The sequence below is a fragment of the Burkholderia cenocepacia genome, from assembly GCF_014211915.1.
GTDB classification, from domain to species: Bacteria; Pseudomonadota; Gammaproteobacteria; order Burkholderiales; family Burkholderiaceae; genus Burkholderia; species Burkholderia orbicola.
In genome coordinates this window covers 1176495-1188413 of record NZ_CP060039.1, presented here as the reverse complement: position 1 = coordinate 1188413, position 11919 = coordinate 1176495, and the positions used below count along the sequence as shown (strand labels likewise).

At 66.5% G+C, this 11919-nt stretch carries 13 protein-coding genes and 1 other RNA gene; 5 read left to right on the top strand and 9 right to left on the bottom strand.

Going from position 1 to position 11919, the window contains the following annotated elements:
- Positions 1–141: 141 nt before the first annotated feature.
- Positions 142–1269: a ParB/Srx family N-terminal domain-containing protein gene (locus SY91_RS05585; protein ID WP_043888456.1), complete on the top strand. Its 1128-nt coding sequence runs from the start codon at positions 142–144 to the stop codon at positions 1267–1269.
- Positions 1270–1327: 58 nt separating this feature from the next.
- Here the strand turns inward: SY91_RS05585 and SY91_RS05580 are convergent, their stop codons facing one another.
- The 3 genes from SY91_RS05580 to tyrS are packed head-to-tail and all read right to left on the bottom strand — an operon-like array spanning position 1328 to position 3712.
- Entirely contained in the window at positions 1328–1993 is a 666-nt protein-coding gene (locus tag SY91_RS05580) for a histidine phosphatase family protein (protein WP_006476899.1), read from the bottom strand.
- Positions 1994–2015: 22 nt separating this feature from the next.
- Positions 2016–2474, bottom strand: a complete 459-nt coding sequence (gene dtd / locus SY91_RS05575) for a D-aminoacyl-tRNA deacylase (RefSeq protein WP_011544595.1) — start codon at positions 2472–2474, stop codon at positions 2016–2018.
- A complete protein-coding gene (gene tyrS, locus SY91_RS05570) occupies positions 2471–3712 on the bottom strand; it encodes a tyrosine--tRNA ligase (protein WP_023477448.1) in 1242 nt (413 codons plus the stop codon). The genes dtd and tyrS overlap by 4 nt, the downstream gene beginning before the upstream one ends.
- Positions 3713–3854: 142 nt before the next feature.
- Between tyrS and SY91_RS05565 the strand changes: the two genes are divergently transcribed.
- Positions 3855–5003, top strand: a complete 1149-nt coding sequence (locus tag SY91_RS05565) for an anhydro-N-acetylmuramic acid kinase (RefSeq protein WP_023477449.1) — start codon at positions 3855–3857, stop codon at positions 5001–5003.
- Positions 5004–5110: 107 nt separating this feature from the next.
- Here the strand turns inward: SY91_RS05565 and erpA are convergent, their stop codons facing one another.
- The 3 genes from erpA to rplM all read right to left on the bottom strand — a co-directional run bounded on the left by erpA (position 5111) and on the right by rplM (position 6541).
- Positions 5111–5482 (bottom strand): iron-sulfur cluster insertion protein ErpA, encoded by a 372-nt coding sequence (gene erpA, locus SY91_RS05560; RefSeq protein WP_006476903.1) that lies wholly within the window; start codon positions 5480–5482, stop codon positions 5111–5113.
- Between the two features lie 227 nt (positions 5483–5709).
- A complete protein-coding gene (gene rpsI, locus SY91_RS05555; protein WP_006476904.1) occupies positions 5710–6102 on the bottom strand; it encodes a 30S ribosomal protein S9 in 393 nt (130 codons plus the stop codon).
- A 10-nt stretch (positions 6103–6112) separates the two neighbouring features.
- Entirely contained in the window at positions 6113–6541 is a 429-nt protein-coding gene (rplM, locus tag SY91_RS05550) for a 50S ribosomal protein L13 (protein WP_009687896.1), read from the bottom strand.
- Positions 6542–6852: 311 nt separating this feature from the next.
- Between rplM and SY91_RS05545 the strand changes: the two genes are divergently transcribed.
- The gene (locus SY91_RS05545) at positions 6853–7158 is read left to right on the top strand and encodes a DUF1090 family protein (protein WP_023477450.1); all 306 of its coding nucleotides are present in this window, start codon (positions 6853–6855) and stop codon (positions 7156–7158) included.
- 408 nt (positions 7159–7566) lie between these two features.
- Entirely contained in the window at positions 7567–8031 is a 465-nt protein-coding gene (locus SY91_RS05540) for an OsmC family protein (RefSeq protein WP_074801272.1), read from the top strand.
- A 67-nt stretch (positions 8032–8098) separates the two neighbouring features.
- Here SY91_RS05540 and rnpB read toward each other — a convergent pair.
- The 3 genes from rnpB to pyrC all read right to left on the bottom strand — a co-directional run bounded on the left by rnpB (position 8099) and on the right by pyrC (position 10473).
- Positions 8099–8509, bottom strand: an RNA gene (rnpB, locus tag SY91_RS05535) — RNase P RNA component class A.
- 12 nt (positions 8510–8521) lie between these two features.
- Positions 8522–9412 carry a DUF3025 domain-containing protein gene (locus SY91_RS05530; protein ID WP_185921104.1) on the bottom strand — a complete coding sequence of 297 codons (891 nt, stop codon included), beginning with the start codon at positions 9410–9412 and terminating at the stop codon, positions 8522–8524.
- Positions 9409–10473 carry a dihydroorotase gene (pyrC, locus tag SY91_RS05525; RefSeq protein ID WP_012327899.1) on the bottom strand — a complete coding sequence of 355 codons (1065 nt, stop codon included), beginning with the start codon at positions 10471–10473 and terminating at the stop codon, positions 9409–9411. The genes SY91_RS05530 and pyrC overlap by 4 nt, the downstream gene beginning before the upstream one ends.
- A 206-nt stretch (positions 10474–10679) precedes the next feature.
- On the opposite strand from pyrC, the gene SY91_RS05520 reads away from it, so the two are divergent.
- Positions 10680–11594: a class II glutamine amidotransferase gene (locus tag SY91_RS05520; protein WP_069232188.1), complete on the top strand. Its 915-nt coding sequence runs from the start codon at positions 10680–10682 to the stop codon at positions 11592–11594.
- Positions 11595–11919 lie beyond the last annotated feature (325 nt).

Here is an 11919-nt window from a genome sequence, read left to right as displayed (position 1 = left end):
CGGATTATTTCAATTTACTGTCAAATACCTGTGACAAGCTGACGGGCTCGCACCCGCGCACGATCGCACGCCTTGCCCGTCACGCACGCCCGGGGCCCGCGCGGAGTCCCGCCCACACGCTACCGACACCCGATGCCCGCGATGCCACGCCTGCCGATCCGTTTCGCCCTTGCCGCCAGCCTGTCCACCGTCGTCGCCCTCGCCGCGTGCGGAGGCGACGATGTCACCGCCGTCGCACGCACGGACGCGCAACCGCCGTCCGGCGGCACGACGACGACGCCGGCCCCGACGCCGCCCGCCACCACCCCGCCGCAACCGGGCAAGTGGAAAGCCGCGCGCGCCGGCGACCTGATCGACGTGACGCTCGGCGATCTCCATCCGACGCAGGGTGCGATCGGCTACGACCAGATCTACTACAAGCTCGGACGCTACGAACTGCAGCCCGACAAGAAGTTCGACGACTTCTGCGCGGACGAAGGCCTCGGCGGCGTCGCATCGAGCGGCTACACGGCCCGATCGTCGCTGCGCGAACCGGCCAGCTACACGTGCGCGACGACCGACGCGAACGCCCGCGACCGCTCGGTGCTGAACCCCGTCGTGATCGGCCCGAACGGCGATGCGCTGTACCTGACCGACGGCCACCACGGCCTGTCGACCTATTACGAGACGCCCGACGGCGGCCCGTCGCTGCACGTGCACGTCGTCGTCAAGGACAACCTCAGCGACTACTCGGGCGACGCGTTCTGGCAGCAGATGCAAAGCCGCGGCTATCTGCGCCTGAAGAACGGCGAAGGCCAGCCGATCACGACCGCGCAACTGCCGAGCGGCCTCGGTCTGAAACTCGGGATGACGAACGACCGCTACCGCTCGCTCGTCTATTTCACGCGCGACATCGGCTACAGCAAGCCCGCACAAGCGACCGACTACCTCGAGTTCTACTGGGCCGACTGGCTGCGCGCGCAGCCCGGCACGTTCGCGCTGGCGAACTATGACCTCACGCGCGGCGGCACGACCGATCCCGACCCGGCGAAGGCCGACACGGGCTACCTGAATGCGGTCTGGAATGCGTCGACGCGGATGGTCGCGGCCACCGACCCCGTGATCGACGGCAAGACGGGCGCCGACCTCGGGCGCGCCGATGCGATCAACGGCGGGAAGAAATACAGCAAGGGGGAATTCGACAAGCTGCGCCAGCCGATCACGGCCGACAAGCCCGGCAAGATCGCGTACGCGCTCGACTACAAGACGCGCCACGCGCTGCCGCAGTAAGCGTCACGCAGCAGGAAGGCGAACCCCGGGCCGGCCATGCCGCACGGAGCTGGCGTGTTCAGAGCACCTTGCGGTACCCGTCGTCATCGTCGCTCGCGGCTTCGAGATGCGACACGTCGGCCCACCGCACGACTTGCGCGCGGCCATCCACGTAATCGACGACGTTGATGCTGGTGTTGAGCAGTTGATAGGTACGCGGCGCCGACAGCTCGATCCCGTTCGCGAAGCGATACACGCAATCGAGCACGCCGCCGTGCGCGACGCACGCGATCCGGCCGCCCGGATGCGCGGCGACGATCGGTTCGAGCGCATGCAGCACGCGGTGATAGAACTCACGCTGCGACTCGCCACCCTCCGGCGCGAAGCCCGGGTCGCGCGTCTGCCACGCCGCATACGCGTCCGGAAACAGCGCCTCGATCTCGGTGCTGTCGTGCCCCTGGAACGCACCGTACGAGCGTTCGCGCAACCCTTCGCGCAGCAGCAGCGGCAGCCCGAGCGCATCGGCGAACGGTTGGGCGGTCTGTTGTGCGCGCATCAGGTCGCTCGAATACACCGCGTCGATCCGCGCGCCGTCACGCGCCTCGCGCCCGAGCCGCGCCGCCAGCCGCTGCGCCTGCGCGAGCCCCGTATCGGCCAATGGGATGTCGATATGCCCCTGGATGCGCTTGATGCGGTTCCAGGCCGTCTCGCCATGGCGGATGAAAAGAATCTGCGTGGTGGCCATCGCGGCGCGCCTCCGGAAAGAATCAGGGCCGCACTTGCAGCCAGAACGTCACGGGGCCGTCGTTGACGAGCGACACCTGCATGTCTGCGCCGAACTCGCCCGTCTCGACGATCGGGTGCCGCGCCCGCGCGGCCGCGACGAAATAGTCGAACAACCGCGCGCCTTCGTCGGGCGGCGCGGCCGGCGTGAAGCTCGGACGCAGCCCGCTGTTGGTATCGGCCGCCAGCGTGAACTGCGACACGAGCAGCAGGCCGCCCGCGCGGCCCTCGCCGTCGATGTTCGACACCGGCAGGTTCATCTTGCCGGCTGCGTCGCTGAACACGCGGTAGCCGAGCAGCTTCGCGAGCAGCTTGTCGGCCGCGGCCTCGGTATCGCCGCGCTCCGCGCAAACCAGCGCGAGCAGGCCCGCGCCGATCTCGCCCGTCGTGCGGCCGCCGACGCGCACGTCGGCACGCGTCACGCGCTGGATCAGCGCGATCATGCGGTCAGCGTGACGCGCGCGAAGCGGCGCTTGCCGACCTGCACGACGAACTCGCCGGCCTCGACCTTCAGGCCCTTGTCCGACACGGTCGCGCCGTCGATCTTCACGCCGCCCTGATCGATGTTGCGCAGCGCTTCGCTGGTCGACGGCACGAGGCCGGCCTGCTTCAGCAACTGACCGATCGCGAGCGGCGCACCGGCCAGCGTGACCGACGGAATGTCGTCCGGCACGCCGCCCTTCGCGCGGTGGTTGAAGTCCTCCAGCGCGCGCTCGGCGTCGGCCTGCGAATGGAATCGCGCGACGATTTCCTGCGCGAGCAGCACCTTGAAATCGCGCGGATTGCGGCCGCCTTCGGCCTCGCGCTTGAAGCCGGCGATCTCGTCGAGGCTGCGGAACGACAGCAGCTCGAAGTAACGCCACATCAGCGTGTCCGAGATGCTCATCAGCTTGCCGAACATGTCGGTCGGCTTCTCGCTGATGCCGACGTAGTTGCCCTTCGACTTCGACATCTTCTCGACGCCGTCGAGGCCTTCGAGCAGCGGCATCGTCAGGATGCACTGCTGTTCCTGGCCGTACTGCTTCTGCAGTTCGCGGCCGACCAGCAGGTTGAATTTCTGGTCGGTGCCGCCGAGTTCGAGATCGGCGTTCAGCGCGACCGAATCGTAGCCCTGCATCAGCGGGTACAGGAATTCGTGGATCGAGATCGGCACGCCGCCCTGGAAGCGCTTCGTGAAATCCTCGCGCTCGAGAATCCGCGCGACCGTGTAGCGCGACGCGAGCTTGATCATCCCGTCCGCGCCGAGCGGCATCGACCATTCGCTGTTGTAGCGGATCTCGGTTTTTTCGCGATCGAGCACGAGCGCGGCCTGCTCGAAGTAGGTCTTCGCGTTCGATTCGATCTGCTCGCGCGTGAGCGGCGGACGCGTCGCGTTGCGGCCCGACGGATCGCCGATCAGCGACGTGAAATCGCCGATCAGGAAGATCACCGTATGGCCGAGATCCTGCAACTGGCGCATCTTGTTCAGCACGACCGTATGGCCGATGTGGATGTCCGGTGCGGTCGGATCGAGGCCGAGCTTGATGCGCAGCGGCGTGCCGGTGGCTGCGCTGCGCGCGAGCTTCTGCGCGAACTCTTCCTCGATCAGCAGCTCGTCGACGCCGCGCTTCGTGACGGCGAGCGCATGCCGGACTTCGTCGGTGATCGGGGAAACGGGCTTGGAACTGGGTTCGGTGCTCATCGGTGCCAGGAAGAATGTCGCAAAAACAGGGATTTTCCCATAACTTGCGCGCGCATCGCTTAACGACGCGTCAGGTTGCGCGGATAATCGGGCGCAAGGCGCGCGGCACCGGCCCGCGCCGCACGATCCAGGAGAACCCAACGTGCCGCAACGACAGCCGCAGCCTGCCCATCCGGCAGACGGCATCTATTTCGGGCTGATGTCGGGAACCAGCATGGACGGCGTCGACGGCGTCGCCGTGCGTTTCGAGGCCGGCCGCGCGCCGGTCGTGCTCGCGGAAGCGTTCGTCGGCTTCGCGCAATCGCTGCGCGACGCGTTGTTCGCGCTGCAGCAGCCCGGCGACGACGAGATCGACCGCGAATCGCTCGCCGCGAATGCGCTCGTCGCGCGCTATGCGGTGTGCTGCCATGAATTGCAGCGCACGGCCGGGCTGTCGCGCGACGAGATCCGCGCGATCGGCGTGCACGGCCAGACGGTGCGCCATCGCCCCGAGCGCGGCTATACGCGCCAGCTCAACAATCCGGCGCTGCTCGCGGAGCTGACGCAGGTCGACGTGATCGCCGATTTCCGCAGCCGCGACGTGGCCGCCGGCGGTCACGGCGCGCCGCTCGCGCCCGCGTTCCATGCGACGGTGTTCGGCGCACCGGGCGAAACGCGGGTCGTCTGCAATCTCGGCGGGATCAGCAACATCACGATCCTGCCCGGCGCGGACGGCGACGTGCGCGGCTTCGACTGCGGCCCCGCGAACGCGCTGATCGATGCCTGGGCGACCCGCCATCTGGGCAAGCCGTACGACGACGGCGGGAAGTTCGCCGCACGCGGCGCCGTACAGGCATCGCTGCTCGACGCCCTGCTCGACGAACCGTATTTCACCGCGCCGCCGCCAAAGAGCACCGGACGCGATCTGTTCAATCCCGCATGGCTCGACGCCAGGCTCGCCGCGTTCCCGCAAGTTGCACCGGAGGACGTCCAGGCCACGCTCACCGCGCTCACCGCCGTGTCGGTGGCGCGCGAAATCGCGCAGCACACGCCGGCCTGCAAGGCCGTGTTCGTATGCGGCGGCGGCGCACGCAATCCGGTGCTGCTCGATGCGCTTCGGCACGCACTGCGCGAGGCCGGTGTGCCGGCCACCGTCGATACGACGGCCGCGCTCGGTGTGCCGCCGCAGCAGGTCGAAGCGCTCGCGTTCGCGTGGCTCGCGTACCGCTTCACCACGCGCCAGCCCGGCAATCTCGCGACGGTCACCGGCGCAGCCGGCAACCGCGTGCTCGGCGCGCTCTATCCGCGCTGACGCGATATCCGCCGCGCGGCGAGCGCCGCAGGGCGAGCGCGCATAAAAAAACGGGGCACGAAGCCCCGTTTTTCATTCCGGCGAACCGGCGCGGATCTACCGTGCGCTCAGACCGAGAACGACGAACCGCACCCGCAGGTGGTGGTCGCGTTCGGGTTCTTGATCACGAACTGGGCGCCGTTGAGGTCGTCCTTGTAGTCGATTTCCGCGCCGACGAGGTACTGGTAGCTCATCGAGTCGATCAGGAGCTGGACGCCGTTCTTGTTCATCACGGTGTCGTCCTCGTTGACTTCCTCGTCGAACGTGAAGCCATACTGGAAGCCCGAGCAGCCGCCACCCTGCACGAACACGCGCAGCTTCAGGTCGGGATTGCCCTCTTCGTCGATCAGTTGCTTGACCTTGTCGGCCGCGGCGTCGGTGAAGACGAACGGCAGCGGCATATCGGTCGTCGTTGCTGCGGTTTCGGTAACAGCGTTCATTCGAACTCTCCAAAAAGCTTTAGCCGCTATTGTAGGGCCGATCAGAAGATCGTGCTGATGTCCATGAAATCAATAGGTTCTTGTCGATTTCATCAAACGCGCCCGCGCGGGCGGCGGCCGCAGCGGCCCGTGCGCGGGTAGTCAGCGGGCATAAAAAAACCGCCAGCATGAAAGCTGGCGGTTTTCCGGCGGACGCCGCTCGAGAGCGGCGAGGCCATGAAGCGGAATTAACGCTTCGAGAACTGCTTTGCGCGGCGTGCCTTGCGCAGACCGACCTTCTTACGCTCGACTTCACGCGCATCGCGCGTGACGAAGCCTGCGCTCGACAGCGACGGCTTCAGCGTCGCATCGTAGTCGATCAGTGCACGGGTGATGCCGTGGCGCACTGCGCCTGCCTGACCCGTTTCGCCGCCGCCGTTGACGTTCACCTTGATGTCGAACGTCTGGCCGTGGTTCGTGAGTTCCAGCGGTTGACGCACGATCATCAGCGACGTTTCGCGCGAGAAGTAGTCAGCGATGGGCTTGCCGTTGACGATGATGTCGCCCTTGCCAGCCTTGATGAAGACACGTGCGACTGCGCTCTTGCGGCGGCCCGTACCGTAGTTCCAGTTACCGATCATGTGGGTCCCCTTAGATCTCGAGCGCCTTCGGCTGTTGAGCCGAGTGCGGATGCGTCGCTTCTGCGTAGACCTTCAGCTTCTTGATCATCGCGTAGCCGAGCGGGCCCTTCGGCAGCATGCCCTTGACCGCCTTCTCGAGCGCGCGGCCCGGGAAGCGCTCTTGCATCTTGCCGAACGTCGTTTCATAGATACCGCCCGGGTAGCCCGAGTGACGGTAGTACTTCTTGTCCAGCGTCTTGTTGCCCGTGACCTTCAACTTGCTCGCGTTGATGATGATGATGAAATCACCAGTGTCGACGTGCGGGGTGAACTCAGGCTTGTGCTTGCCGCGCAGACGGCGTGCCACTTCGCTGGCAACACGGCCGAGAACCTTATCCGTCGCGTCAATCACGTACCATTCGCGCGTCACCTCATGGGCTTTTGCGGAAAACGTCTTCATGATCGATCCAAAAAAATTGCTTTGCCCGATGTGTTCTTCCTGCTTGTCTGTGTGCGCTTCGAGGCGCGGTGCAGGCTCTCCCTGTTCTTTTTCCGTGGGCATGAATGCGGAAAAGCCCTGAATTATAAAGGAAATACGGCTACGTGGTCAAAGAGAATCCACGTCCCGTGTTCGCGGCGGCCGAAATGAGCCAAAATCCGGTCGTGCCCCACCAAGCCAGGCGAACCGAGCGTCTGGGGAGGCACCCATCGACGCGCGGCACATGACCTTGCCGCGCCAGACCGGTCGAACCCGAAAAACAACAAACCAGCATGATGAAACAACGACTTACGCCCTTTCTGGCGGCCGCGCTGCTGGCCGTCGCGGCGCCCGCCGTCGCCGCCCGCTCCGGCTGCGAAGCCAAGCTCGACGCACTCGATGCACGCATCGCCGAAGCCCGGACCGCACATGCCGAAGACCGCATCGCACGCCTGCGCGCGGTGCGCGAACGCGTCCGCCACTTCTGTGCACGCGGCCACGGCCACGCGTCGGCCACCCGTGCGCCGGCGCCCGATGCCGACTCGCGCGGCACGCCGCCCGACGCGACTTCGCAGCCGGTTGCGCGACAGCCCGCGTGACGGTGCCGACGCGCGCAAGCCGCGCGGATGTTTGCATGGGACGAAAAAAAGCCCGAACGGCTGGTTCGGGCTTAATCCACCTTAGGAGGAGGGTGGAGGAGACATGCGGAGGTTGCCGCAGCGCGACAACCAATGAGGATCATTATACGAATGCCCCGCCGACTTCACAAGAAAATTTGCATTGCGAAATCAAATACCACGATATGAGATTTTGTCCGGGAAGCTCGCTCGAACGCATTTTCTTTTAAAATCAATCACCTAAATGCCTCGGACATGACCTAGATCTGCCCTCGCCTAGAGCAAAACCCCTAAATCCAGCAGGGAAATCGTCGCCCGCCGCCCCGCCCGCCCGACCCCGGCGTTGCGCGTCGTGCAGCGCATCAGCCGACCGTTGCGCCGCGGGCTACAATGCCGGATCGAATCCGAATCAGGCAACGCTGGAGTGCAAGCATGGAATGCAAAGTAAGCTGGATGGGCCAGGACGGCATGGCGTTTTCCGCCGAGACCGGCAGCGGGCACCTCGTCACGATGGACGGCGCGCCCGAAGGCGGCGGCCACAACCTCGCGCCGCGTCCGATGGAAATGGTGCTGCTCGGCACCGGCGGCTGCACCGCCTATGACGTCGTGCTGATCCTGAAGAAGAGCCGCCAGGAAGTGAGCGGTTGCTCGGTCACGCTGAAGGCCGAGCGTGCGAGCGAAGATCCGAAGGTGTTCACGAAGGTGCACTTCCACTTCACGGTCACCGGCCGCAACCTGAACCCGGCCACGGTCGAGCGCGCGATCAACCTGTCGCACGACAAGTACTGCTCCGCGTCGATCATGATCGCGAAGACGGCCGAACTCACGCATTCGTTCGACATCGTCGCCGCCTGAGCCCACGGCGCGCGCATGAAAAAAGGGCCGGCGCTCCGCAGGGAGCGCCGGCCCTTTCGCATTCGAACGGCAAAGCAGGCCGATAAGCCGGATTCTGTGCACGCTGCACGCCGAAGCGCGCAACGCGTGGCAGTCATTCCTCTAGGCGCGCCATTGCTGACGCGCTCAAGCTTCCTACCCGCAGACGAGACGGGGGCCCCGTCCTGCATCCGAAAATGCGCGCCTGCCTACTTGGAATTGCTCCGGGTGGAGGTTACCGTGCCGGCGAACGTCGCCGTCGCCGCGGTGCGCTCTTACCGCACCGTTTCACCCTTACCTGATCCCGGCTTGCGCCGGGCCATCGGCGGTTTGCTTTCTGTTGCCCTGTTCCGCGTGTCGCCACGGATGGCCGTTAGCCATCACCCTGCCCTGTGGAGTCCGGACTTTCCTCGCCCCGCGCGCCCGAAGGCGCCGAGGCCGCGACTGCCTGGCCTGCTTTGCGACGCGCATTCTAGCACTGCGCGCCGCCGTCGGCAGCGCGCGAGCGGCGGCCGCGGCGAAACACGGCCGGATCGTCGTAGAACGCGGGGTCGGCGTTCGCCGCGCACCAGCCCGGCACGCCGAGCACCGGCAGCGGCGCGAAATCGCGGCTCGTCAGCGCGCGCGTCGCGAGTTCAGCGGCGATTCGGGCGTCGACATGCGCGCTCCGTTCCGCGTCGGGCCATGAAAAATAGTCGGCGCTCACTTCGACGATCCATGCGTGCGCGGTGCAGGACTTGTAGGGTGCGACGAGCTGTTCGAGCAGCGCATGGCCGACGACTCGCGCTTCGCAGCGCGTGCCCCACGCATCGCGCGTGGCCACCAGCAGCCGCGGCCAGTCGAAGCCGCGCAGCGCGTCGGCGAGCGCGCGGTCGGCGGTGACGAACAGCGCGGCGTTCTCGTCGAACAACGTGAGCGCGTCGCGCAACGTCCCGCGCACGGGGCCGACGCCGCCCGCCGCGTCGATCGCGGCGGCTTGGCGCGCGTTCAGCGCGGCCTTGATGCGCGGGTACGCGAGCCAGACGAGCGCATTGAAGAAGTCGTGAAGATGATGGCGGGTCGGCACGTGGCCGGTGCCGGCGATATGGGTCTCGTACGCGACGCCGGGCGGCAACTCGGCCTGCGGCACGAAGCGCAGCGGCCTGCCGCGGCCGGTGACGCGATCGCCGCCTCGTGACACGCCGCCCAACGCGCCGTTCAACGCATCGAGCAGCGTGGCCTCGCCCGCGCGGGCGGCCGCCTGCCACGCGCGGCCCGGCTCCGCGTAAGGCGCGAGCCACGGCGCGGACCAGTCGATCCGCGCGAAATCCGCCGCTGCGCGACCGGCCCCGGAGCCCGATTCGCGCGGCGGCGCGCCGGTCACGCCAGCTTCCAGCCGATCGTCTCGCCGCCGCGCAGCGGCACGACCGGCGTATCGCCCGCGAAGATCTCGCGCGGCAGTTCCCACGGCTCGCGGCGCAGCGTGACCGTCTCGGCGCTGCGCGGCAGCCCGTAGAAATCGGCGCCGAAGAAGCTCGCGAACCCTTCCAGCTTGTCCAGCGCGCCGGCCGTGTCGAACGCTTCCGCGTACAGTTCGAGCGCATGCAGCGCCGTGTAGCAGCCCGCGCAGCCGCACGCGGTTTCCTTCGCGTCGCGCGCATGCGGCGCGCTGTCGGTGCCGAGGAAGAAGCGCGGGTTGCCCGACGTCGCGGCCTCGACCAGCGCCACGCGATGCGTCTCGCGCTTGAGCACCGGCAGGCAGTAGTAATGCGGGCGAATCCCGCCGACGAACAGCGCGTTGCGGTTGTACAGCAGGTGATGCGCGGTGATCGTCGCGCCGAGCAGGCCGGGCGCCGCGTCGGCATCGCGCACGTAGTCGGCCGCGTCCTTCGTCGTGATGTGCTCGAACACGACCTTCAGGCCCGGGAAATCGCGGCGCAGCGGCGTCATCACGCGGTCGATGAACACCTTCTCGCGGTCGAACAGGTCGATCGACGCATCGGTCACCTCGCCGTGCACGAGCAGCGGCATGCCGGTGTCCTGCATCGCCTCGAGCGTCTTCGCGCATTTCGCGAGATCGGTGACGCCATGGTCGGAATTCGTCGTCGCGCCTGCCGGATACAGCTTCACGCCGTGCACGAAGCCGCTTTCGCGCGCGCGGCGGATTTCGTCGGGCGGCGTGTTGTCGGTCAGGTACAGCGTCATCAGCGGTTCGAACGTCATCCCGGCCGGCAGCGCGGCGAGGATGCGCTCGCGATAGGCCTGCGCCTGCGCGGTGGTCGTGACCGGCGGCTTCAGGTTCGGCATGACGATGGCGCGGCCGAACTGGCGGGCGGTGTGCGGCAGCACGGCGGCGAGCATGTCGCCGTCGCGCAGGTGCAGGTGCCAGTCGTCGGGACGGGCGAGCGAAAGCGTCGCCGGGGAAGAAGCGTTCGAGGCAGTCATAGGAGGCGTCGTGAGGAACGGGCTTGCCATCGGCGGGGCCGGAACGCGCGTGCCGCGGGCCGACTGACGGCAAACCGCAACACGGGGCCTTTGGCCAGCGGAATCCGCTTTTTACCGCTCAGGGCTCGGTGATATGCTAGAAGCCGCATTGTACCGGGGTTCGCCCGGTTCGTTACCCCCCGCTTCAGCCTGCCGCCCCACGTAAAATGTGCCAACTCCTTGGAATGAACTGCGCCGCGCCGACGGACGTCACATTCTCCTTCACAGGTTTCGCGGCCCGGGGCGGGCTCACCGATCACCATGCCGACGGCTGGGGCATCGCGTTCTTCGAAGACAAGGCCTGCCGTCTCTTCATCGATCACCAGGCATCGGCCACGTCGCCGATCGCCGAAATGGTGAAGCGCTACCCGATCAAGTCCAAGAACACGATCGCCCACATCCGCAAGGCGACGCAAGGGCACATCCTGCTCGAGAACAGCCATCCGTTCATGCGCGAGCTGTGGGGCCGGCACTGGATCTTCGCGCATAACGGCGACCTGCAGGACTACGCGCCGGACATGGACGGCAGTGTCTACCACCCGGTCGGCACGACCGACAGCGAACAGGCGTTCTGCGTGCTGATGCAGGGTCTGCGCGAGGCCTTTCCCGGCGCGCAGCCGCCGCTGCCCGAGCTGTTCGAGCGGGTCGGCGAACTGACGCGCGGCATCACCGATCACGGCGTGTTCAACTTCCTGATGTCCAATGGCCAGGCGCTCTTCGCGCACTGCTCGACGCGGCTGCACTACCTCGTGCGGCGCTGGCCGTTCTCGACCGCGCATCTCGTCGACGAAGACCTGTCGATCGACTTCGCGAAATACACGACCCCCGAGGATCGGGTCGCGGTGATCGCAACGCAGCCGCTCACCGACAACGAAGTCTGGACCGCGTTCGAGCCGGGCGAGCTGATCATGTTCCAGTGCGGAGACGTCGCCGCGCGGATGCAGATTCCGGTGCCCGAGCGTGTGCTCGAGAAGCTGCGCAACCCGTCGCTCGATGCGTCGGCGTCCGCGCCGCGCACGGTGGTTCGCGAAGCGCTCGCCACCGCGGCCGACGGCGATGCCGACGACGCGATCGATTTCTGAAGCCCGGCGCGGCATCGGCTGCGCTCGCTTTCCGAACTGCTGCGCGCACTTCATGCGTCATCGGCGCAAATCGCCTCGCTCCGGTCAATACGGTTTCGTTTTAACCGCCACCCGGCGCAATCGATTGACATCACCCGATATCCGCTTGATTTTATTAATTTACAAGCGAAAGCAAATAAAAGACGGAATCAGAAAAATAACCATCAATTAAAACAAGAACCCCTGATCCGGATTTTAACGTACCGCATCCGCCGGAACCGTTCGCTATCCCACCTACTCCGGCAGCCGTTCCAGATCTCCGCAAACCCCCTCCCAGCCCGCCCCC